General features: G+C 73.0%; 20 protein-coding genes, 3 tRNA genes and 1 pseudogene. 9 read left to right on the forward strand and 15 right to left on the reverse strand.

What is annotated here, in order from left to right; all coding sequences use genetic code 11:
* The first annotated feature begins 40 nt into the window (after positions 1-40).
* Together H1A17_RS13415 and H1A17_RS13420 are read left to right on the forward strand one after the other, a co-directional pair.
* Positions 41-634 (forward strand): TetR/AcrR family transcriptional regulator, encoded by a 594-nt coding sequence (locus tag H1A17_RS13415; RefSeq protein WP_194821998.1) that lies wholly within the window; start codon positions 41-43, stop codon positions 632-634.
* A 40-nt stretch (positions 635-674) separates the two neighbouring features.
* Positions 675-1,544 (forward strand): alpha/beta fold hydrolase, encoded by an 870-nt coding sequence (locus tag H1A17_RS13420; RefSeq protein ID WP_145918318.1) that lies wholly within the window; start codon positions 675-677, stop codon positions 1,542-1,544.
* 150 nt (positions 1,545-1,694) lie between these two features.
* On the opposite strand, the gene H1A17_RS13425 is transcribed toward H1A17_RS13420, so the two are convergent.
* The 3 genes from H1A17_RS13425 to H1A17_RS13435 form a co-directional block, all read right to left on the reverse strand.
* The gene (locus tag H1A17_RS13425; protein ID WP_194821999.1) at positions 1,695-2,696 is read right to left on the reverse strand and encodes a serine protease; all 1,002 of its coding nucleotides are present in this window, start codon (positions 2,694-2,696) and stop codon (positions 1,695-1,697) included.
* 305 nt (positions 2,697-3,001) lie between these two features.
* On the reverse strand, positions 3,002-4,096 hold the full coding sequence (locus H1A17_RS13430) for a D-alanine--D-alanine ligase family protein (protein WP_194822000.1): 1,095 nt from the start codon (positions 4,094-4,096) through the stop codon (positions 3,002-3,004).
* A gap of 150 nt (positions 4,097-4,246) precedes the next feature.
* Positions 4,247-4,477, reverse strand: a complete 231-nt coding sequence (locus H1A17_RS13435; RefSeq protein WP_145922616.1) for a hypothetical protein — start codon at positions 4,475-4,477, stop codon at positions 4,247-4,249.
* Positions 4,478-4,730: 253 nt separating this feature from the next.
* Here H1A17_RS13435 and H1A17_RS13440 point away from each other — a divergent pair, with 253 nt between their 5' ends.
* Complete coding sequence (locus tag H1A17_RS13440; protein WP_088646065.1) at positions 4,731-5,576, forward strand: helix-turn-helix transcriptional regulator; 846 nt, start codon at positions 4,731-4,733, stop codon at positions 5,574-5,576.
* A 7-nt stretch (positions 5,577-5,583) separates the two neighbouring features.
* Positions 5,584-5,784 (forward strand): DUF397 domain-containing protein, encoded by a 201-nt coding sequence (locus tag H1A17_RS13445; RefSeq protein WP_145918315.1) that lies wholly within the window; start codon positions 5,584-5,586, stop codon positions 5,782-5,784.
* Positions 5,785-5,837: 53 nt separating this feature from the next.
* On the opposite strand, the gene H1A17_RS13450 is transcribed toward H1A17_RS13445, so the two are convergent.
* From H1A17_RS13450 to H1A17_RS13470, 5 genes are all read right to left on the reverse strand, one after another.
* Positions 5,838-6,878, reverse strand: a complete 1,041-nt coding sequence (locus tag H1A17_RS13450) for an ROK family protein (protein ID WP_194822001.1) — start codon at positions 6,876-6,878, stop codon at positions 5,838-5,840.
* Positions 6,879-7,047: 169 nt separating this feature from the next.
* Positions 7,048-7,839 carry a putative protein N(5)-glutamine methyltransferase gene (locus H1A17_RS13455; protein ID WP_145918313.1) on the reverse strand — a complete coding sequence of 264 codons (792 nt, stop codon included), beginning with the start codon at positions 7,837-7,839 and terminating at the stop codon, positions 7,048-7,050.
* Positions 7,840-7,996: 157 nt separating this feature from the next.
* Positions 7,997-9,160 (reverse strand): cystathionine gamma-lyase, encoded by a 1,164-nt coding sequence (locus H1A17_RS13460; RefSeq protein WP_194822002.1) that lies wholly within the window; start codon positions 9,158-9,160, stop codon positions 7,997-7,999.
* The gene (locus tag H1A17_RS13465; protein WP_145918311.1) at positions 9,157-10,164 is read right to left on the reverse strand and encodes an NAD(P)H-dependent glycerol-3-phosphate dehydrogenase; all 1,008 of its coding nucleotides are present in this window, start codon (positions 10,162-10,164) and stop codon (positions 9,157-9,159) included. Before H1A17_RS13465 ends, H1A17_RS13460 begins: the two co-directional genes overlap by 4 nt.
* A gap of 40 nt (positions 10,165-10,204) precedes the next feature.
* Positions 10,205-10,930 (reverse strand): 1-acyl-sn-glycerol-3-phosphate acyltransferase, encoded by a 726-nt coding sequence (locus tag H1A17_RS13470; protein ID WP_145918310.1) that lies wholly within the window; start codon positions 10,928-10,930, stop codon positions 10,205-10,207.
* Positions 10,931-11,058: 128 nt separating this feature from the next.
* Between H1A17_RS13470 and cofC the strand changes: the two are divergent.
* The 4 genes and pseudogenes from cofC to H1A17_RS13485 form a co-directional block, all read left to right on the forward strand.
* Positions 11,059-11,715 (forward strand): annotated as a pseudogene (cofC, locus tag H1A17_RS13475) (2-phospho-L-lactate guanylyltransferase); the annotation flags it as partial.
* 42 nt (positions 11,716-11,757) lie between these two features.
* Positions 11,758-11,955 (forward strand): cold-shock protein, encoded by a 198-nt coding sequence (locus H1A17_RS34410; RefSeq protein WP_228543495.1) that lies wholly within the window; start codon positions 11,758-11,760, stop codon positions 11,953-11,955.
* A 54-nt stretch (positions 11,956-12,009) separates the two neighbouring features.
* Complete coding sequence (locus H1A17_RS13480; RefSeq protein WP_145918308.1) at positions 12,010-14,328, forward strand: RNA degradosome polyphosphate kinase; 2,319 nt, start codon at positions 12,010-12,012, stop codon at positions 14,326-14,328.
* A 70-nt stretch (positions 14,329-14,398) separates the two neighbouring features.
* Positions 14,399-15,283: an NUDIX hydrolase gene (locus tag H1A17_RS13485; protein ID WP_145918307.1), complete on the forward strand. Its 885-nt coding sequence runs from the start codon at positions 14,399-14,401 to the stop codon at positions 15,281-15,283.
* Positions 15,284-15,339: 56 nt separating this feature from the next.
* Here the strand turns inward: H1A17_RS13485 and H1A17_RS13490 are convergent, their stop codons facing one another.
* The 3 genes from H1A17_RS13490 to leuC form a co-directional block, all read right to left on the reverse strand.
* Positions 15,340-16,050 carry an HU family DNA-binding protein gene (locus H1A17_RS13490; RefSeq protein ID WP_168222393.1) on the reverse strand — a complete coding sequence of 237 codons (711 nt, stop codon included), beginning with the start codon at positions 16,048-16,050 and terminating at the stop codon, positions 15,340-15,342.
* Positions 16,051-16,244: 194 nt separating this feature from the next.
* Entirely contained in the window at positions 16,245-16,832 is a 588-nt protein-coding gene (gene leuD, locus H1A17_RS13495) for a 3-isopropylmalate dehydratase small subunit (RefSeq protein ID WP_194822003.1), read from the reverse strand.
* Between the two features lie 15 nt (positions 16,833-16,847).
* Entirely contained in the window at positions 16,848-18,290 is a 1,443-nt protein-coding gene (gene leuC, locus H1A17_RS13500) for a 3-isopropylmalate dehydratase large subunit (protein WP_194822004.1), read from the reverse strand.
* A 49-nt stretch (positions 18,291-18,339) separates the two neighbouring features.
* Here leuC and H1A17_RS13505 point away from each other — a divergent pair, with 49 nt between their 5' ends.
* Positions 18,340-19,026 (forward strand): IclR family transcriptional regulator, encoded by a 687-nt coding sequence (locus H1A17_RS13505; RefSeq protein WP_088646078.1) that lies wholly within the window; start codon positions 18,340-18,342, stop codon positions 19,024-19,026.
* A gap of 216 nt (positions 19,027-19,242) precedes the next feature.
* On the opposite strand, the gene H1A17_RS13510 is transcribed toward H1A17_RS13505, so the two are convergent.
* The 4 genes from H1A17_RS13510 to H1A17_RS13525 all read right to left on the reverse strand — a co-directional run bounded on the left by H1A17_RS13510 (position 19,243) and on the right by H1A17_RS13525 (position 20,779).
* Positions 19,243-19,318: transfer RNA gene (locus H1A17_RS13510), tRNA-Glu, on the reverse strand.
* 267 nt (positions 19,319-19,585) lie between these two features.
* Positions 19,586-19,658: transfer RNA gene (locus H1A17_RS13515), tRNA-Glu, on the reverse strand.
* Positions 19,659-19,796: 138 nt separating this feature from the next.
* A tRNA-Gln gene (locus H1A17_RS13520) sits at positions 19,797-19,868 on the reverse strand.
* A gap of 107 nt (positions 19,869-19,975) precedes the next feature.
* Positions 19,976-20,779 carry a fumarylacetoacetate hydrolase family protein gene (locus tag H1A17_RS13525; protein WP_145918303.1) on the reverse strand — a complete coding sequence of 268 codons (804 nt, stop codon included), beginning with the start codon at positions 20,777-20,779 and terminating at the stop codon, positions 19,976-19,978.
* Positions 20,780-21,103 lie beyond the last annotated feature (324 nt).

Genomic DNA, 21,103 nt, shown 5'->3' on the forward strand with positions numbered 1-21,103 from the left:
CGACAACAATGTCGGCAACGGCGACATTTTTCGGGCTACGATGGCCCCCGTGCCCGCGTACCACCATGGAAACCTGCGGTCGACGCTGCTCGCCGCCGCCGAGCGCAGCCTGCGCCAGCACGGCGCGGGGCAGCTCTCGCTGCGCGAACTGGCCCGGGAGGCGGGCGTCAGCCACGCCGCGCCGCGCCGGCACTTCGCCGACCGGCAGGCGCTGCTGGACGCCCTCGCCGAGGCCGGGTTCGCCCGGCTGCACGCCGAACTGCGCGCCGCGCTCGCCGCCGCCGGGACGGACTTCGGGCCGCGCCTGCACGCCATGGCTGCCGCCTACCTACGGTTCGCCACCGAGGACGCCGCCCTGCTGGAGCTGATGTTCACCGGCAAGCACCGCGAGGGGGCCGAGCACCTCGCCGCGGCCGCCGCCGGACCGTTCGGGCTGATGCACGACCTGATCGCCGAGGGGCAGGCCCAGGGGGTGCTGGAACCCGGCCCCCCGGACCGCGCCGGCATCGTGCTGTTCGCCACGTTGCAGGGCATCGCCACCCTGGTCAACGGCAACCTGGTCGCACCCGACCTGCTCGACGGGATCACCCGGACCGCGGTCGACCAGTTCATCCGGGGGTCACGCCGCCCCTGACCGCCGAACGGTGTCGGGGGTCGGCCGTAGGCTCGGCGTCATGCCGACGACGCACACGCTCACCCTGCCGGGGGTGGAACTGGTCTACGACGTCCGTGGCCCGCTCCCCCCGGCCGACGGGCGTCCCGCCCTGGTCATGATCGGCCAGCCGATGACAGCCGAGGGCTTCGACGCGCTCGCCGCCCAGTTCGCCGACCGTACGGTCGTCACCTACGATCCGCGCGGCCTGGGCCGCAGCGTCCGCACCGACGGCCGGTCCGAGCACACACCCCGGCAGCAGGCCGACGACCTGCACCACCTGATCGGGGCGCTCGACGCCGGCCCGGTCGACATGTTCGCCAGCAGCGGCGGTGCGGTGACCGCGCTCGCCCTGGTCGCGGCCCATCCCAACGACGTCGTCACGCTGGTGGCGCACGAGCCGCCCGTCAACGCCGTGCTGCCCGACGCCGCCGCCGCCGAGCGCGCGCGGGCCGCCTTCCACGAGGCGTACCAGGCGAGGGGCACCGGCGCGGGGATGGCCGCGTTCATCGCGATGACGTCGTGGCAGGGCGAGTTCACCGACGCCTACTTCGCCCGGCCCGCGCCCGACCCGGCGACGTTCGGCCTGCCCACCGACGACGACGGCAGCCGGGACGATCCGCTGCTGTCGAAGAACTCGTGGCCGGTCACCGACTACCGCCCCGACGCGGCGGCGCTCACCGCCGCACCGACCCGGATCGTCATCGCGGTCGGCGAGGAGTCGACCGGGACGTACACCGCCCGGACGGCCGTCGGCACCGCCCACCTGCTCGGCCAGGAGGCGACGGTGTTCCCGAGCCACCACGGCGGCTTCCTCGGCGGTCACGCCGGCTACGCCGGCAGGCCCCGGGAGTTCGCCGCGAAGCTCCGCGAGGTGCTCGCCACCCCCTGACCGACCGGGCGACGCCCCGCCGTTGGGCCGAAACAGCGGTGTCCGGGCGACGGAATACCGCTGAATCGACCCGACAGGCGCATTTCCCGGCCCCGAAAACAGACCGGAGCCCCGGCCGTCGGCCGGGGCTCCGGTGCGGGGAGGGTGAATTTACGCGGGAGAGCCGGCTTCGGCGTAGTCGTACAGGCTCTTGATGTCGTCGTCGTAGTAGGGGCCGTCGAATTGCCCGTTACCCGGATTGTCGCCATGGCTGACGGTGCTGTTGATGTAGCCGGCACCGATCGAGTCGTTGTATTCCTGCAACCAGGGCCCGCCGCTGGAACCGTAGGTCATGTTGCAGTACATCCGGATCTGCTGGCCACCGGCGTCCCAGGTCGTGCTCTGGCAGTACTGCTGGCTCTCGCCGCCGCCGAGATTGGACGGGTAGCCCAGTGCGGTGACCGCCACGGAGTAGCCCCAGTTCCAGCGCAGCCCGTTGCCGCCGACGGTGTCGACGACCTTGGCGTTGTACGTGCCGCCGTTGGACATCACCGCGATGCCCATGTCCTCGGCGTAGCTCGACGAACTGGCCCATGCGCCCCGGGTGGAGAGGCTGTAGGCGACGAAGGTTCCGAACGGCCGCACACCGTTGCGGTACCGGGGGACGAACTGCCAGTTGGAGTACCACCCACCGCCGGCACCCTGGTGCACACAGTGGCCGGCGGTCACCACGAGCCGCCGCTTGGTGCTGGCGACGGTGCTGGCCGAGCAGGAGGCGGTGCCGCCACCGGGGACGGTGAAGTAGACCTTGCCGACGGTCACCGCCTCGTTCAGCATCGTCCGGGGGCCGCTGGCGATGCTCGGGGCCACCGGAGCGACGGTGCCGGCCGGACCGGTGGGCTTCGGCGCGCGGTTCGACGACGTGCCGGCCCCGGCCGACTTCGGGAAGTCCAGGTCCACGGCGGACGCCATGCGTTCCGGGGTCCAGAAGTCGGCGACCTCCTTCGCGATTTTCTCGTTGGTGATCGCCCGCCCGTCGAGGGTGCGGGCGATCGCGGTGATGTTTCCTTTCTGGTCGACCGTGGTCGAATTCGCCTCGGCTGCCGGCGCACCGGCCAGAATGAGGGTGAATGCGGCACCGGCACCCACCGACCAACGCAGAGCGGATTTCAAGAGGACCTCCTCTGCCCTTACACCTATCCGAACTCCGGCAGCATATTGAGGTCCAACTATTGATCACAATGACGGACGACAATTGTCAGGAATCCGTGCCGCCCGCCCGTCGACGCCATAACCGACGTCGATTTTTTCAACCCTGGGATATGCGACGGATCGCGTTCGGCACCCCGACCGGGGCCCCCCGGACGACCCGGGACACGCCGGTCGTCGCCCCCGTCCGGACGGGGGCGACGACGAGGTGGGCCGACGGTGGGGCACGGGCCCGGACGCCGGCGGCGGGACGGCGGCCGGCGCGGCGGTCAGTGCCGGTGCAGGGCCGTCCGGATCAGCCGGTTGACCAGCTTGGGGTACTCCAGGCCGCTGGCCGCCCACATCCGGGGGAACATCGACGTCGGGGTGAACCCGGGCATCGTGTTGATCTCGTTGAGGTAGACGTCCAGGTCGGCGGTGACGAAGAAGTCGACCCGGGCCAGGCCGGAGCAGTCCAGCGCGGTGAAGGCGCGGGTGGCGTACTCCTGGACCTGCTGGGTGACCCGGTCGGGCAGGACGGCGGGGACGTCGTACTCGCAGACCTCGTCGGCGAAGAGGTACTTGGCCTCGAAGTCGTACCACTCGCGGTCGCCGACCATCCGCACCTCGGCCAGCACGGACGCCTCGGGCGCACCGCCGGCCTCGCCCTCCAGCACGCCACACTCGATCTCCCGGCCGACGACCGCGGCCTCGACGAGCACCTTGGTGTCGATCTCCCGGGCGACGGCGACGGCGTCGTCGAGCCGCGCCCAGTCGTCGACCCGGGTGATACCGAACGACGAGCCGGCCCGGGACGGCTTGACGAAGACCGGCAGGCCCAGCCGCTGCTTGTCGGTCTCGCTGAGGGTCATCCCGTTGCGCAGCACCGCGTAGGGGCCGACCGGGATGCCCTCGGCGGCACAGAGTTTCTTGGTGAACTCCTTGTCCATGGCGGCGGCGGAGGCGAAGACGTTCGCGCCGACGTACGGGATGTCGGCCATCTCCAGCATGCCCTGGATGGTGCCGTCCTCGCCGTACGCGCCGTGCAGCACCGGGAAGACCACGTCCACGTCGGCGAGCGCGCGGGGGCCCTCGGCCGGGTCGAGCACCAGCAGGCCACCGGCGGTGGGGTCGGCGCGGAGCACCACCTCGGTCCCGGTGCCGGCGGTGACCTCCGGGAGCCTGCGCGCCCGGATCGCCAGCTCGCCCGGGTCCCCGCTGGTCAGCACCCACTGGCCCTGCCGGGTGATACCGACCGGCACCACGTCGTACTCGTCGGGGTCGAGCGCGCCGAGCACGCTGCCCGCGCTGACGCAGGAGATGCCGTGCTCGGGGCTGCGTCCGCCGAACACGATCGCCACGCGGGTCTTGCCTGGGGTGGTCACTCGGGTCACCTCTCGGTACGCGACTGCGGAGCCGTCAGTTGCGCTCACCCGACTGACCTTACTGTGGGTTGCGGCGGACCGATGGTGATACCCGGCAGGAAGCGAGCGACCCTCGCAAACGGTCATCCGACCCGATACGGTAAGTGACTTTCAGGGCCGGTGGGGGCGGTAGCCGCGCCCCCGGCCGACCGCGATCACCTTCACCCGCTGCCGTCCGGCCCGGACCATGCCCAGGGCCATGAACGCCCCGGCTATCCGGTCGGCGGCCTCCCGGCTGTTGGCGCCGACCACCTGCCGCCGGCGCTCGGGCCGGGCCCGCTCGTCGCGGGTGGACGTCTCCACCGGCCGGACGTCACTGAGCACCACCAGGAACCGCGTCATCGCCGTCATCAGACCCCTCACTGTTGGAAGTCCTTTCTCGACGCATGCGGCGGCGGCACGTGGCGATCGGGAACGGGGGAGTAAACCCGATCGCCACGCGCCTCATCCCCTCCGGTCACTCACCATCGCCGTCGCCACGACAACCGCTGGTGAGGACTCCGTTACAGATTGACAGGTGCACAGGCGTGAATGCAACTCTCATCGCACCTTCTCTCATGCACGTCTTCCCATAGACCTGTGTCACCATCGACGTATGGCACCGAAGACCGCCCGGGCTCGCCGCCTGGGCATCGCCCTGCGCGCCCACCGGGAAGCGGCCGGCCTCACCCTGGAGGCCGCCGCCGACGAGATCAACAGCACCCGCAGCACGCTCAGCCGCTACGAGAACGCGCAGACGCTGGTCAGCCCGGCCACCGTCCGCGCGCTGCTCAGCCTCTACGGGGTCCGGCCCGACGAGATCGCCGCCGCGGTCCAGCTGGCCAAGGACACCCGCAAGCCCGGCTGGTGGGTGCCCTACTCCCACCTGCTCGACAAACGCACCATCGACTTCATCGCGCTGGAGGCCGAGGCCACCGCGATCGCCAACTTCGAACCGTCCATCGTCCCGGGTCTGCTCCAGACCGCCGACTACATCCGGGGCGTGATGCGGGGCGGGCCGCACACCCTCACCGACGAGCAGGTCGAGCAGCGGGTCAAGCTCCGGCTGGACCGGCAACAGCGGATCACCGCCGCCGAACCGCCGATCTTCGACGCGATCATCGACGAGGGCGCGCTGCTGCGTCCGGTGGGCGACCGGACGGTGATGCAGGCGCAGCTCAGCCACCTGCTCAAGACCTCGGAGCTGCCGAACGTCACCGTCCAGGTGATCCCGCTCGCCGCCGGCTACCACCGGGGCACCCGGGGCTCGCTGCACATCCTGGAGTTCGCCGACCCGGAGGACCCGCTGATCGCCTCGGTGGAGACGGTCGCCGGCCAGATGGTCCTGGACCGGCCGGGTGACCTGCGTACCTGCACCAAGATCATGGAACACCTGCGGACCGTCGCGCTCAGCCCGGCCGACAGCCGCGACCAACTCGTGCAACTGATGAAGGGACGGTAGGAGACCGATGACACCGACGATCGGCGGGGCCCTGTCCGGGGCCGCCTGGCGCAAGAGCAGCCACAGCGGGGACGAGGGGGCCTGCGTCGAGCTGGCGTCGCTGCCGGGCCGGGTCGCGGTCCGCGACTCCAAGGACCCGGGCGGCCCGGTGCTGCTCTTCCCGCCCGCCGCCTGGTCCGCCTTCGCCACCGCCCCGCCGCGCCGCTGACCACCCCGGCTCCGCCCCGCACCCCGTCACGGCGGGTGCGGGGCGGAGCCGGGTCAGTCGGCCGGGGTCGCGGCGGGCCGGACCGCCTCGGCGGCGGCGATGGCCACCCCGCGCGCACCGGCCATGTCCCGGTCCGGCACCAGCGCGAAGGTCGCCAGTGCGGCCTGCTCCTCCCGCAGCACGGTGTGCGCGCGGACGGTGTCGAGGAACCAGTCCCGGAACTCCGGTGCCGCCTCCACCACCCCGCCGCCGACGAAGTACGCGTGCGGATCGGTGAAGTTGGCCGCGATGGTGAACAGCCGGCCGAGCGCCGCCGCCTGCTGGGCGAAGACCTGCCGGGCCAGCGCGTCGCCCCGCTCGGCGTACCCGCGCAGCAGGGTGGCGGCCCGCTCGGGCGGCTCCTGCGCCAGCGGGTGCCCCGGATACCGGGACAGCCAGTACGGCAGCAGGTTGCGCCGGATCGCGGTCAGCGAGGCGACGCTCTCCGCGTCCCCGGCGAAACCGCAGGCGCAACGCGGTTCGGGCTGGTCGGGGGCGAGCAGCCCGGCCAGCGGGATGTGCACGTGACCGAACTCGCCGGCCATCCCGGCCGCCCCGGTGACCACCCGGCCGTCGACCACCACCGCGCCACCGAGGCCGGTGCCGACGATCGCCGCCACCGACGACCGGGTCGCCGCGTCCGCTCCGAAGTGGACGTGGTGGGCGTAGAGCGCGGCGGCGTTGCCGTCGTTGTGGTAGACCACCGGCAGCCCGAGCCGCCGCTCCAGCGCGCCACGCACGTCGAAGCCGTGCCAGGCGGGCTGGGCGAAGTTCGTCGAGCCCCGCGACGAGATGACACCGGTCGCGCTGGCCGGGCCGGGGGTGTCCAACCCGACCGCCCGGACCTGGCCGGGGGAAACGCCGACGTGTGCCAGCACCCCGTCGAACGCGCCGGCCAGCGCCTCGATGGCCGCCTGCGGGCCGGCGGTCACCTCGCTGGGGGTCTCCACCAACCCGTCGACCAGGAACCGGCCGTCCAGGCGGAGCACCGTGGCGTTGTTGCTGGTGCCACCGTTGTCGAGGCCGACCACCACCGGCACGTCCACGCTGACCATCCGCCACCTCCGACCGGGCCTGCTGCGAGGTTAGTTCCCGTTCCCACCGCCCGTCACGCCCCACGTGCGGCAATCCCGCCGACCGACCGCCCTCCCGGGAGGGGCGACCGGACCCGGGAGGGGCGACCGGCCCCGCGCCGGCTCGGCAGCACGGGGCCGGCGCGGCGGCTCACTCCGGTCGGCGGGCCAGAACTCCTGTCGCGTCCCACCGGTCGGCGTGCAGGACCGTCGGCAGCAACCCCAGGTCGGTCATCGCGGCACCGAGCGCCTCGGCCTGCCCGGCGCTGACCTCCACCACCAGGTGACCGCCGGGTCGCAGCCAGTCGACCGCACCCGTGGCGACCCGACGCAGCACGGCCAGCCCGTCCACGCCCCCGTCCAACGCCACCGACGCCTCGTGCAGCCGGGCCTCCGGCGGCAGCAGCGCCACCGCCGGCGTCGGCACGTACGGGGCGTTGGCGACCACCACGTCCAGCCGGCCCCGCCAGTGCGCCGGCAGCGGGTCGTACAGGTCGCCCTGCACCACGGTGACGTCCCGGCCGGCCAGGTTGCGGCGGGCGCAGGCGACGGCGGCCGGGTCCACGTCGACCGCAGCGAGCCAGCGCGGGGCGAGCCGGTCGACCAGCGCGACGCTGATCGCCCCCGACCCGCAGCAGAGGTCGACCAGCGCCGGGGCCGGCCCGGCGACCGACGCGGCGGCCTCCACCAGCAGCGCGGTCCGGGCCCGGGGGACGAACACCCCCGGGTCGACGGCGACCCGTCGGCCGCAGAACTCGGCCCAGCCCAGCAGGTGTTCCAACGGTTCACCGGCGATCCGCCGGTCGGTGAGGGCGGCGAGCGCCTGCGGCGAGTCGGCGGCGGCGGTGAGCAGCGCGGCCTCGTCCTCGGCGTAGACGCAGCCGGCGGCGCGCAGCCGGGCGACGAGAGCGGCGGGGTCGTGGGGGAACGGATCGGATGCCATGGTGATGCCTTTCGGGAGCGCACGTCGGCGCTCCCACCGTCGCTACCGTGGCGACGGGACTCCGTTGCCGCAGCGACGGGACTCGACGGGGAGCGCCGGTCCTGACGTCTGGTGGATCGGACTCACCTCCTCCGGTCGGGGCCCGTGCGGGCCGGCATCACGATAGCGGACCGGCCGCCCCCGCGCTGTCCAGTGCGGCGGTCACGTCGGCGACCAGGTCGGCGGTGTCCTCCACCCCGCAGGAGAGCCGGACGAACCCGGGGGCGGTGTCGTCGCCCCACTGCGCCCGCCGGTCGGCGCTGGTGTGCAGGCCACCGAACGAGGTCGCGGCGGCGACCAGCCGGGACGCGGCGACGAACCGGGCCACCCGGTCGGCGTCGCCGAGGTCGAACGAGAGCACCCCCGGTATCCGGCGCAGCTGCCGCGACGCCACCGGGTACGCCGGGTCCTCCGGGCGGCCCGGCCAGCGCAGCCCGGTCACGTCGGGCCGGCCGGCGAGCAGTTCGGCCAGGGCCGCCGCATTGGCGGACTGCCGGGCCAGCCGCAGGTCCAGGGTGGCCAGCGAACGGTGGGCCAGCCAGGCGTCGAACGCCCCGGGCACCGCGCCGGTTGTGGTGCGCCACCCGGTCACCGTCTCCAGCAGCTCCGCCGACCGGGACGCCACGTAGCCGAGCAGCAGATCGGAGTGGCCGGTCAACGCCTTGGTGCCGGAGGCGACCACCAGGTCCGCGCCGAGGTCCAACGGCCGCTGCCCGAGCGGGGTGGCGGTGGTGTTGTCCACCGCCACCAACGCGCCGGCCGCGTGCGCCGCGTCGGCCACGGCGGTGATGTCGGCCACGTCCAGGCCCGGGTTCGCCGGGGTCTCCAGCAGCACCAGGCGGACCCCGTCGAACGACGGGTACGGCCCGGCGGTGGGCACGAACCCGACCCGTACCCCCAGCCCGGCGAGGGTGGCGGTGGCGAACGCCCGGACCGGGAAGTACCCGTCGGCGGGCAGCAGCACGGTGTCGCCGGGGCGCAGCACGGCCAGCAGCAGCCCGGTGATGGCGGCCTGACCGGAGGCGAAGACCCGGCAGTCGCCACCCTCCAACTCGCCGATGGCCGCCTCCAGCAGCCGCCGGGTCGGATTGTCGGGGCGGCCGTAGCCGTTCGGGGTCGCGGCCGGCCCCTGCCACGGGTCGAGGTGGTAGGGCGCGGCGAAGACCGGGCCGGGCAGGAACGGCTGCCCCGGCTCCGGCTCGGGCAGCCCGGCGTGCACGCACCGGGTGCCGTCGTGCCAGTGGTTCGCCGGGTCGCCGGGCCCGGTCGGCCGGCCGCTCACTCGTACGACTCCGGCTTGGCGGTCCGGCTCATCAGGGCGTCCACCGCGAGTCTCGGGTCCATCCCCTCGTGGCAGATCCGTTCGATCTGTTCGGTGATCGGCATCTCCACCCCGTGCGCGCGGGCCAGGTCCCGGATGGCCAGGCAGCTCTTCACGCCCTCGGCGGTCTGCCGGGTGGCCGCCTGCGCCTGCTCCAGCGTCTCCCCCCGGCCCAGGTGCTCGCCGAAGGTGCGGTTGCGGGCCAGCGGCGACGAGCAGGAGGCCACCAGGTCACCCATCCCGGCCAGGCCGGCGAAGGTGATCGGGTCGGCGCCGAGCGCCACCCCGAGCCGGGCGGTCTCGGCCAGCCCCCGGGTCATCAGCATGGCCCGGGTGTTGTCGCCGAAGCCCATCGCGGTGGCGATCCCGTACGACAGGGCGATCACGTTCTTGACCGCCCCGCCCAGCTCGCAGCCGATCACGTCGTCGTTGGTGTACGGCCGGAAGTACGGGGTGCGGATCGACTGCTGCACCAGTTCGGCGCGGCGGGCGTCGGTGCCGGCGACCACCGTCGCGGCCGGCTGTTCGACGGCGATCTCGGGGGCCAGGTTGGGGCCGGAGACCACCACCACCCGGTCCGGGGTGACCCGGGCCGTCTCCACGATCACCTCGCTCATCCGTCGGGTGGTGCCCAGCTCGATCCCCTTCATCAGGGAGACGAGGGTGGCGTCCGGGGCGAGGTGGCCGGCCCACTCGGCGAGGTTGCCGCGCAGCGTCTGCGACGGCACCGACAGCACCACCAGTTCCGCGCCGGAGATCGCCTTCGCCGCGTCGCCCGTCGCGGTGACCCGGTCGGGCAGCCGCAGCTCCGGCAGGTAGTCGGGGTTGCGCCGGTGGACGCGGATCGCCTCGGCGACCTGCTCGCGCCGGGCGAGGATGGTCACCTCCCGACCGGCGTCGGCGAGGATCTTGGCGAACGCCGTCCCCCAGGAACCGGCCCCCAGCACCGCCACGTGCCCGCTCACGCCACCCCTGCCCCTGCGTCGCGCCGGTCGATCCACTCGCTCATTCGGTCCCCTCGGGAGTACGCGGACGGACGGGACGTTCCCACAGCGGCGGCGGTGTGCCACCCCGGACGCCGGCGAGCAGGTCCCGCAGGGTCAGCATGATCTGGTCGGTCATCTCCTCCAGCACCACCCGGCTGGGGGTGGCCCCCGCCCACCGGTCCAGGTCGACCGGCGGGCCGGCCAGCACCGTCACCGGGGTCCGGGGCCGCAGGCCCACCCGGCTGGTCCGTGGGTCGAAGAGACGTTCCGGACCCCACATCACCACCGGGACCACCGGTGCGCCGGTGGCCAGGGCCAGCCGGGCCGCCCCGGTCTTGCCCTTCATCGGCCACAGCTGCGGCTCCCGGGTGATGGTGCCCTCCGGATAGATCACCACCGCGCCTCCGGCGTCCAGTGCGGCGACCAGCCGGTCCAGCGACTTGACCGCGGTGGCGGTCTCCCGTTCCACCGGGATCTGCCGGCAGCGGTGCAGGATGTAGCCGACCACCGGCACCCGGAACACGCTGGCCTTGCCGAGGAACTGCGGCCACCGGCCGGCGTCGTAGATGAAGTGGGCGCAGACCAGCGGGTCGGCGTGCGAGATGTGGTTGGGCACGATGATGACGCCCCCGGGGCGGCGCAGTTGCTCGACACCGTGCCAGGTGCGTCGGGTCCAGGCCAGCATCACGGGCTTGACCAGCGCCACGGCGAACCGTCGCCAGAAACCCAGCCTGCGCCGTGCCACCGTGCCTCCTCGTCGCCCCACCCGCGTGCCGCACCCCCACCGTTGCGTGCCCGCAGCGGAAATCATGCCTGCTCGTCCCGGGTACGGCCAGTGCGGGTACCGCCGCCGCCGCTGGCAGGATTGGCGACGTGGGCCAGGCGAGGTGGGTGGCGGTGGTGCCGGTGAAGCGGCTCCGCGCGGCGAAGAGCCGGTTGCGGGGAGCGCTGCCGGCCGTACCGCACGAGGAGCTGGCGCTGGCGCTGGTGGCCGACACGGTCGGCGCGGCGCTGGCCTGCCCGGCGGTGGCCGAGGTGCTGGTGGTCACCGTCGACCCGCAGGTGGCGGCGACGGTCGGCGCGGCGGGCGCGCGGGTGGTGCCGGACCGCCCGGACGCCGGGTTGAACGCCGCCCTGCGGCACGGCGTGGAGGTGGCGGCGGCCGACGACGGCCGGAACTGGCTGGCCGCCCTCACCGCCGACCTGCCGGCGCTGCGCCCGGCCGAACTGGCCGCCGCGCTGCACGCGGTCACCTCCGGCCCGCCGGGGGTACGCCGGTTCGTGGCCGACGCCCCCGGCACCGGCACCGTGCTGCTCACCACACCCCCCGGGGTGCCGCTTGCGCCCCGGTTCGGGGCCGGGTCGGCGGCGGCGCACCTGGCCTCCGGGGCGGTGCCGCTGCCGGGCGTCTGGCCGAGCCTGCGCCGCGACGTGGACACCGCCGCCGACCTGGCCGACGCGGCCCGGCTCGGTCTCGGCCCGGCGACCGGCGCGCTGACCGGCGTTCTCCCGGCAGCCCCCGGCCGCGCCGCCCGTCGGCCCCGCACCGGCCGGCCGGTGTACGGTGCTGGCATGCAGGGCACCGTGGCGACCTTCGACGCGCAGAGCCGCACCGGTGTGCTGCTCCTCGACGACGGCACCGAGCTGCCCTTCCCGGCCCGTGCCTTCGACGCCTCCGGGCTGCGGCTGCTCCGCCTCGGCCAACGGTTGACGGTGCACACCGATCCGGACGGCGGGGTCGTCCGGGTGACGTTGCCGACGATGGTCTGAACAACGCGGCCCAAGTTCATTTTGCGTTAACCGTAATCGGGTGATTATGAGCGGGTGAGCACCCCTCGCGAGCACCCCACCAGCCCGTCCGCCGCCGCCGACCCGACCCGCAACGGCACCCGCCGTCGCACCGGTTCCCGCACCCGCCGCGCCCCGGAGGAGGTCTCCGCCACCGCCCCCGACTCCCCCGGCGCCAGCGCCGCCGGGGCCTCCGCCGGGCTGGACGAGGTGCTCGACACCGACGACCGTCCCGCCGACGGCACGGCCACCGGTGCGGGGTCGACGAGCGACGGGCCGCCCGCCGTCGCGCCGCTGCCGGCGGACCGGTTCCTCAACCGGGAGCTGTCCTGGCTCGACTTCAACGGCCGGGTGCTGGCCCTGGCCGAGGACCCGCGCACGCCGCTGCTGGAACGGGCGAAGTTCCTGGCCATCTTCGCCAGCAACCTCGACGAGTTCTACATGGTGCGGGTGGCCGGGCTCAAGCGGCGGCTCTCCGCCGGCCTGCCGGTACGCGGCGGGGACCGGCTGCCGCTGCGTACCCAGCTGGAGCGGATCACCGAGTGCGCCGCCGGGCTGGTCGCCCGGCAGGCCGCCTGCTTCGTCGACGACCTGCTGCCGCAGCTGGCCCGGGAGGACATCCGCATCACCCGCTGGGCGGAGCTGGACGACCCGGAGCGGGAGCGGCTGCGCACCTACTTCCGGGAACACATCTTCCCGGTGCTCACCCCGCTCGCGGTGGACCCGGCCCACCCGTTCCCGTACATCTCCGGGCGGTCGCTGAACCTGGCCGTGGCGGTCCGGGACCCCGACGGCGGTTCGGAGCTGTTCGCCCGGGTGAAGGTGCCCAACAACGTGCCCCGCTTCGTCCGGGTGGGCCGGGACCAGCCGGGGCTGCGGATGCTGCCCGTGGAGGACCTCATCTCGGTGCACCTGGGACAGCTCTTCTCCGGCATGCAGGTGGTCGAGTGCCACCTGTTCCGGGTCACCCGCAACGCCGAGGTGGAGGTCGACGAGGACCGCGACGAGGACCTGCTCCAGGCGTTGGAGCGGGAGCTGGCCCGGCGACGCTTCGGCCCCCCGGTCCGGCTGGAGGTCGCCGCCTCCATCTCCGACCACATGCTGGAGCTGCTCGTCCGCGAGCTGGACATGGACGACCACGACGTGCTGCGGGTGCCCGGCCTGCTGGACCTGTCGGCGCTGTGGCAGCTCTACGGCGAGGCGGACCGCCCCGACCTGAAGGACAAGCCGTTCGTGCCGGCCACCCATCCCCGGCTGGCCGAGGGCGAGGTGCCGCGCAGCGTCTTCGCCACCCTGCGCGACGGCGACGTGCTGGTGCACCACCCGTACCACTCGTTCGCGACCAGCGTGCAGCGCTTCGTCGAGCAGGCCGCCGCCGACCCGAACGTGCTGGCCATCAAGCAGACCCTCTACCGCACCAGCGGGGACTCCCCGATCGTCGACGCGCTGGTCGACGCCGCCGCCGCCGGCAAGCAGGTGGTGGTGCTGGTGGAGCTGAAGGCCCGCTTCGACGAGGTGGCGAACATCGGCTGGGCGCGCACCCTGGAACGGGCCGGCTGCCACGTCGTCTACGGCCTGGTCGGGCTCAAGACGCACTGCAAGACCGCCCTGGTGGTGCGCCAGGAGGGCAACCAGATCCGCCGGTACTGCCACATCGGCACCGGCAACTACCACCCCAAGACCGCCCGACTGTACGAGGACTTCGGCGTGCTCACCGCCGACCCGGAGATCGGCGCCGACCTGACCGACCTGTTCAACGTGCTCACCGGCTACAGCCGGCAGACCGCGTACCGGCGGCTGCTGGTGGCCCCGCAGGGCATCCGCAGCGGGCTGGTGGAGCGGATCGAGCGGGAGATCGCGCACGTCCGGCTGGGCATGCCGGGGCTGGTGCAGTTCAAGGTGAACTCGCTTGTCGACGAGGAGATCACCGACGCGCTCTACCGGGCGTCGCAGGCCGGCGTGCACGTGGACCTGCTGATCCGGGGGATGTGCACGCTGCGCCCGGGGGTGCCGGGGCTGTCGGAGAACATCCGGGTCCGCTCGATCCTCGGCCGGTTCCTGGAACACTCGCGGATCTTCCGGTTCGGCAACAACGGCGACGCCGAGTTCTGGATGGGGTCGGCCGACCTGATGCACCGCAACCTCGACCGCCGGGTGGAGGCGCTGGTGCAGGTCAGCGACCCGGTCGCCCGCGCCGAGCTGGACCAGGTGATGACCACCGCGATGAGCCCGGACGTGGACGCGTTCGAGCTGGCCGCCGACGGCAGCTGGAGCCGGCGGACCGGCACCCCGGAGGAGCCGCTGCACGACCTGCAGGAACTGCTGTTGCGCCGGGTGGGCGGTTCCGCCGGCTGATCCCCCGGGCTGCCGCGGTGCTCAGGGCGGGCGACCGGTACGGAGGATTCCACGGACGTAGGGTGACCAGATGGTGGACGAGGAACCGGTCGGTATCCGGGCGGCCGGTGGGGTGGCGTGGCGACCCGCCGACGGTGGCGGGGTCGAGGTCTGCCTCGTGCACCGGCCCCGCTACGGCGACTGGTCGCTGCCCAAGGGCAAGCTGGAACGGGGTGAGCATCCGCTGCTGGCCGCCGTCCGTGAGGTGGCCGAGGAGTCCGACGTACGGGCGGTGCCGCAGGTCCGCCTGCCCACCGTGCGGTACCGCAGCGAGGGCCGGCCGAAGGCGGTCGACTACTGGTCGATGCGGGCCGTGGGCACCGGCGGGTTCCAGCCGGACACCGAGGTCGACGACGTGTGCTGGCTCGACGTCGACGCGGCGGTCGAACGGGTGAGCTACCCGCACGACGCGCACGTGCTGACCGCGTTCGCCGCCCTGCCGGCGGTCACCGGCACCGTGGCCCTGGTACGGCACGCGCACGCCGGCAAGCGGGCCACCTGGTCGGGGCCGGACACCGGTCGCCCGTTGGACGCCGAGGGGGTCGCCCAGTCGCGGGCGCTGGCCCCGCTGGTCGCCCTGGTCCGGCCGGTACGGCTGCTGTCGGCCTCGCCCCGCCGGTGCGTACAGACCCTCGGTCCGGCGGCCGCCGCGCTGGACCTGCCGATCGAGGTGTGCGGCGACTTCGACGAGCCGCGGCCGGGCCAGCAGGTCGACGAGTGCGCGTTGGCCGCCGCCGGCCGGCTGGTCGAGCTGGCCGCCGCCGGGCAGCCGGTCGGGGTGTGCAGCCAGGGCAAGGTGATCCCGGGCGCGTTGGCCCGGCTGGCGGGGCGCGACGACGACTTCGGCACCGCCAAGGGCGGCGGCTGGCTGCTCGCCTTCACCGCCGACCGGCTGTTCGCCGCCGACCGGTTCTGAACACGCGGACGGGCGTCCACCGTGCTGGTGGACGCCCGTCCCGGTCGTACCCGGTGTCAGCGCTTGGCGGCCGTCTTACGGGCCGGCGCCTTCTTGGCCGGTGCCTTCTTGGCGGTGGTCGCCTTGGCGGCCGTGCTCTTGGCCGCGGTGGCCTTCTTGGCCGCCGGGGTGCGGGCGGTGGTCGCCTTGGTCGCCGTGGCGGTCTTCTTGGCCGGCGTGGCCTTCTTGGTGGCCGCCTTGGTAGCGGCGGTGGCCTTGGTGGCACCCGCCGTGGTCTTGCGGGCCGCGGTCGCCGTCGTCTTCTTGGCGGCGGTCGCCTTCGCCCCGGTGGCCTTCGTCCCCGTCGCCTTGGCGGCCGTCGCCTTGGCACCGGTCGCCTTCGCGGCGGTGGCCTTGGTGCCGGTCGCCTTGGCGGCGGTGGCCTTCGTGCCGGTGGCCTTGGCGGCCGCCGTGGTGGTGGTCTTCTTCGCCGGAGCAGCGGTCTTCGGCACCTTGCCGGTGGCCACCATCTCCTTGAAACCGGCGCCCGGCTTGAAGGCCGGGACGGATGTCTTCTTGACCTTCACCGCCTCACCGGTACGCGGGTTGCGCGCTGTTCGCGCCGCCCGGACACGCTTTTCGAACGATCCGAAACCGGTGATCGCCACTTTGTCGCCCTTGGTGACCGCCGCCTGGACCTCGGCGAGGACCGCGTCGAGCGCCGCCGTCGCCGACTTGCGGTCCCCCAGGCGAGCGGCGAGCGCCTCGATGAGCTCGGCCTTGTTCACGACTTCCTCCCGATTGTGCAACTGACTCGACGCGAGCCATTCTGCGCGCACCGTATGCCCTGTGCTGCCTGGACACAAACATTCGGTGGAAAAAAGCCCTTGTGTCGTAACGGATTCGCCCCCACCGGATGAACCGGTGGGGGCGAAAACCGCGCGGTGGTCGGATGAAATGCGTGCCGTGGTCGGGCGTACGGCTAGCGCACGGCGGGCGCGAACGACGGCCGGCCCGCCTCGTACGCCTCGATGTCGGCGAGGTGCCGCAGGGTGAGTCCAATGTCGTCGAGGCCCTCCATCAGCCGCCAGCGGCTGTGGTCGTCGAGCGGGAACGGCCAGGTGGACTCCCCGAGGCGGACCTCACGGGTGGTCAGGTCGACGGTGACCGGGGTGGCCGGGTCGGCCTCCACCCAGTCCCAGATCTGCTCGACCACGGCCAGCTCCAGCTCGACCGGAAGCAGGCCCTCCTTGAGCGCGTTGCCCCGGAAGATGTCCCCGAACCGGGGCGAGATGACCGCCTGGAAACCCCAGTCGCGCAGCGCCCAGACGGCGTGCTCCCGGGACGACCCGGTGCCGAACTCCGGCCCGGCCACCAGGATCGACGCCCCGGCCCGGACGGGGTCGTTGAGCACGAACCCCGGGTCCTCCCGCCAGGCGTTGAACAGTCCGTCGGCGAAGCCGGTACGGGTCACCCGCTTGAGGTACACGGCCGGGATGATCTGATCGGTGTCCACATTGGAACGGCGCAGCGGCACGGCGGTGCCGGTGTGGGTGGTGAACTTGTCCATCTCTCGGCTGCCCTTCTACAGATCGGCCGGGGCGGCGAGCCGGCCGGTCACGGCGGTGGCGGCGGCGACCGGCGGCGACACCAGGTGGGTACGCCCGCCCCGGCCCTGCCGGCCCTCGAAGTTGCGGTTGGAGGTCGAGGCCGAACGCTCGCCCGGCTTCAGCGTGTCCGGGTTCATGCCCAGGCACATCGAGCAGCCGGCGAACCGCCACTCCGCTCCGGCGTCGGCGAAGACCTTGTCCAGGCCCTCCGCCTCGGCGGCCTCCCGCACGGCGGCGGAGCCGGGCACCACCAGCATCCGTACCCCGTCGGCGACCCGGTGGCCGCGCAGCACGTCGGCGGCGGCCCGCAGGTCCTCCAGCCGGCCGTTGGTGCAGGAACCGACGAACACCACGTCGACGGCGAGGTCACGCAGCGGGGTGCCCGGGGTCAGGTCCATGTACTCCAGGGCCCGGCGCGCGGCGGTCCGCTCGGCGTCGGTGGTGAAGTCCTCCGGGTCCGGCACGGCCGCGCCGAGCGGGGCGCCCTGGCCCGGGTTGGTGCCCCAGGTGACGAACGGGGTGATCCGGGAGGCGTCCAGGGTCACCTCGGCGTCGAAGGTCGCGCCGTCGTCGGTGGGCAGCGTCCGCCAGTAGGCCAGCGCCGCGTCCCAGTCGGCCCCGGCCGGCGCGTGCGGCCGGCCCTTGAGGTACGCGAAGGTGGTCTCGTCCGGCGCGATCAGGCCCGCCTTGGCGCCCCACTCGATGGACATGTTCGCCACCGTCATCCGGCCCTCCATGGACAGCGCCCGGATGGCCTCGCCCCGGTACTCCACGATGTGGCCGCGTCCGCCGCCCGTGCCCACCTGGGCGATCAGCGCGAGGACCAGGTCCTTGGCGGTGACGCCGGGGCCGAGCCGGCCGGTGACGTTGACCGCCATGGTCTTCGGGCGGGCCTGCGGCAGGGTCTGGGTGGCCAGGACGTGTTCGACCTCACTGGTGCCGATGCCGAAGGCCAGCGCCCCGAACGCGCCGTGGGTGGCGGTGTGCGAATCGCCACAGACGATCGTCATGCCGGGCTGGGTGACGCCCAGCTGGGGGCCGATCACGTGCACGATGCCCTGGTTCTCGTCGCCCAGGGGGTGCAGCCGCAGGCCGAACTCGGCACAGTTGCGGCGCAACGTCTCGATCTGGGTACGCGAGGTCGGGTCCGCGATCGTCAGCAGGTCGCCCCGGCGCAGCCGGAACGCGGGATCGTCGTACCCGGTCGGGGTGTTGTGGTCCTCGGTCGCGAGCGTGAGATCGGGGCGACGGACCTGCCGGCCGGCCAGGCGCAGCCCGTCGAACGCCTGCGGGCTGGTCACCTCGTGCAGCAGGTGCAGGTCGATGTAGAGCAGGTCCGGCTCGCCCGCGGCGGTCCGTACGACGTGCGCGTCCCAGACCTTCTCGGCCAGGGTCCTCGGTTGAGTGACTCCCACCATCTGGACATCCTAAATTCTGGGAGGTAAATTTCGGCTTGTGGGACACAGTATGAGCGGTGTCGGCGTCCTCGACAAGGCGGTGGTCATCCTGGCCGCCTGTGTCGACGGCGCCAGCCTGGCCGAACTCGTTGAACGCACCAAGCTGCCCCGAGCCACCGCACACCGGCTGGCCCAGGCCCTGGAGATCCACCGGATGCTGGTCCGGGACACCCAGGGGCGATGGCGTCCCGGGCCCCGGCTCGGTGAACTGGCCAACGCCGCCCCGGACGTCCTGCTGACCGCCGCCGAGCCGCTGCTCGCCGCGCTGCGCGACGCCACCGGGGAGAGCGCCCAACTCTACCTGCGCCGGGCCGACGAGCGGGTCTGCGTGGCCGCCGCCGAGCGGGCCAGCGGCCTGCGGGACACCGTGCCGGTCGGCTCGGTGCTGCCCATGACGGCCGGTTCCGCCGCGCAGATCCTGCTCGCCTGGGAGCCGCCCGAGGCGGTCATGCCGCTGCTGCCCCGGTCCAAGTTCACCGGCCGCACCCTCGCCGAGGTACGCCGCCGGGGCTGGGCGCAGAGCGTCGCCGAACGGGAGGCCGGTGTGGCGAGCGTCTCCGCGCCGATCCGGGACCGCACCGGCCGGGTGATCGCCTCGATCAGCATCTCCGGCCCGATCGAGCGCCTCGGCCGCCGCCCCGGCGAACGGCACGCCATGGCCGTCGTCCGCGCCGGCCAACGCCTCTCCGGCCTCTGACCTCCCCTCCCCCTCTCTGCCCCCACCCCCACCCCGCCCCGGTGATCAAGAAGTTTGCGTCGTGTTCAGAGATCAAAGTGACGCTAACCTCTTGATCAAGTGACGCAAACCTCTTGATCACCCGGGCGAGACCGGTGGGGCGGGGCGGGGGAGATGGCCGGGAACGAGGGGGAACGGCGATCGGCCCGCCTCGCGGGGCGAGACGGGCCGATCGTGTGGTAGCCCCGACCGGATTCGAACCGGCGCTACCGCCTTGAGAGGGCGGCGTCCTGGGCCACTAGACGACGGGGCCAGGCACTTTTCCTGCTTCACCACCCCGTTGGGGCGGTGCGGCATTAGTCTAACGGCACCGGCATCCGGCCCCCGAGACGGGGGTCGGCACCCCGACGGGGCCGGCGCCCGGGTGGCGAAGTAGGGGTGTCCGGGTGGCCGGGATGGCGCAACATCGCCACAGAGGCGGGCCAGCCACGCGGACCCGGCCACACGCACGGGAGGGGGCCGCTTCCCCGGGACGCGGAGAAGCCCGCCCCAACCGAAGTGGGACGGGCTGTCAGCGTTGTAGCCCCGACCGGATTCGAACCGGCGCTACCGCCTTGAGAGGGCGGCGTCCTGGGCCACTAGACGACGGGGCCAGAACATAGCTCGTGCTTCCCTGCCCTGTCGGGCGGGGAAGCTGCACTCTACCAGAGATCAACTTCGCCCCAGCGACGGGACGGAGCGACCTCCGTCAGAATCCAGCGTCCACGGATTCGGATGAACCCGCGGTTGCGCTGGGGTACCAGGACTCGAACCTAGACTAACTGAACCAGAATCAGTTGGGCTGCCAATTACCCCATACCCCATTGGCCCCTTGTGGCGCCGGGAAGGAACTTTACCCTCCCCGCGCCAACAGGCCAAATCCAATCCCCCAAACCGCACTTGAGCTGCGGAAACAGGGGTGTCGTACGGGTCAGGCGACCGGCACCACCGAGTTGGTGAGCTCGCCGATCCCCTCGATCCGTACGGTGACCGTATCCCCGTCCGTGAGCGGACTAACCCCGGCCGGGGTGCCGGTCAGCACCACGTCCCCGGGCAGCAGCGTCATCACGTGCGAGATGTACGACACCAGCGCCGGCACGTCGAAGACCATGTCCTTGGTCCGGCCGAGCTGACGGACCTCCATCTCGTCCGGGTTGCGCCCCACCTCGCAGCGCACCTCCAGGTCGGAGACGTCGAGACCGGTGGTGATCCAGGGGCCGATGGGGCAGAACGAGTCGAAGCCCTTGGCCCGGGTCCACTGCGAGTCGGAACGCTGGAGGTCCCGCGCGGTGACGTCGTTGGCGCAGGTGTAGCCGAAGACGGCCTTCGCGGCGGTGGCCCGGTCGGCGCGCCGGGCGCCCGGCGCGCCGATCACCACGGCCAGTTCGGCCTCGTGCTCCACCTGCTTGGAGAAGATCGGCAGCCGGATGGCGTCCCGGGGGCCGATCACCGAGGTGGACGGCTTGAGGAAGAGCAGCGGCTCCTTCGGGACCTCGTTGCCGTGCTCGGCGGCGTGCTCGGCGTAGTTACGCCCCACACAGACCACCTTGCTGGGCAGGATCGGCGACAGCAGCCGCACGTCGGAGAGCGCCCAGCGGGCACCGGAGAACTGGATCTGCCCGAACGGGTGGCCCTCGATCTCGGCGACGGTCAGGCCCTGCGGCCCGGCCTCCGGCTCGCCCTCGACGACCCCGAACGACATTCCCTTGGCATGAGCGAAACGAGCGATACGCACCCGGCCAATCTATCCCCACGCCCGCCGTCACCCGTCGACCACCGGGACGTCGGCGCAGCGTAGGCCATCGGTCGGCGCTGCGGGCGGGGTTCGGCGCTTCGTACCCGCCCGGAGGGTCCCCGCTCATAACGTCGGCTCCGGAGGTTCGTTGGTATGCCTGCATCGAGACGACACCACAGGGCCCTCGCGGTTTTCGTGAACTGCCTGGGCATTCTCGCCGCCGTGCCGGCGGTGCCCGGCACGGATCCCGCGCCCCGCGCGCCGGCGGCCACCCCGGGGGCGACCGCTGCGGCGGCCACCGAGACGATCTCGGCGACGTCCGGG

Origin of the sequence: Micromonospora sp. S-DT3-3-22 (assembly GCF_015354745.1) — a bacterium.
GTDB classification, from domain to species: Bacteria; Actinomycetota; Actinomycetes; order Mycobacteriales; family Micromonosporaceae; genus Micromonospora; species Micromonospora wenchangensis.

What these genes read in the sequence shown, in the direction of transcription:
- H1A17_RS13455 (WP_145918313.1), bottom strand. Translation starts at nt 7,839, where the DNA reads ATGGCATCCGATCCGTTCCCCCACGACCCCGCCGCTCTCGTCGCCCGG.
- leuC (WP_194822004.1), bottom strand. Translation starts at nt 18,290, where the DNA reads ATGGTGGGAGTCACTCAACCGAGGACCCTGGCCGAGAAGGTCTGGGAC.
- H1A17_RS13415 (WP_194821998.1), top strand. Translation starts at nt 41, where the DNA reads ATGGCCCCCGTGCCCGCGTACCACCATGGAAACCTGCGGTCGACGCTG.
- H1A17_RS13485 (WP_145918307.1), top strand. Translation starts at nt 14,399, where the DNA reads ATGGTGGACGAGGAACCGGTCGGTATCCGGGCGGCCGGTGGGGTGGCG.
- H1A17_RS13505 (WP_088646078.1), top strand. Translation starts at nt 18,340, where the DNA reads ATGAGCGGTGTCGGCGTCCTCGACAAGGCGGTGGTCATCCTGGCCGCC.
- H1A17_RS13450 (WP_194822001.1), bottom strand. Translation starts at nt 6,878, where the DNA reads ATGGTCAGCGTGGACGTGCCGGTGGTGGTCGGCCTCGACAACGGTGGC.
- H1A17_RS13420 (WP_145918318.1), top strand. Translation starts at nt 675, where the DNA reads ATGCCGACGACGCACACGCTCACCCTGCCGGGGGTGGAACTGGTCTAC.
- leuD (WP_194822003.1), bottom strand. Translation starts at nt 16,832, where the DNA reads ATGGACAAGTTCACCACCCACACCGGCACCGCCGTGCCGCTGCGCCGT.
- H1A17_RS13435 (WP_145922616.1), bottom strand. Translation starts at nt 4,477, where the DNA reads ATGACGCGGTTCCTGGTGGTGCTCAGTGACGTCCGGCCGGTGGAGACG.
- H1A17_RS13440 (WP_088646065.1), top strand. Translation starts at nt 4,731, where the DNA reads ATGGCACCGAAGACCGCCCGGGCTCGCCGCCTGGGCATCGCCCTGCGC.
- H1A17_RS13445 (WP_145918315.1), top strand. Translation starts at nt 5,584, where the DNA reads ATGACACCGACGATCGGCGGGGCCCTGTCCGGGGCCGCCTGGCGCAAG.
- H1A17_RS34410 (WP_228543495.1), top strand. Translation starts at nt 11,758, where the DNA reads ATGCAGGGCACCGTGGCGACCTTCGACGCGCAGAGCCGCACCGGTGTG.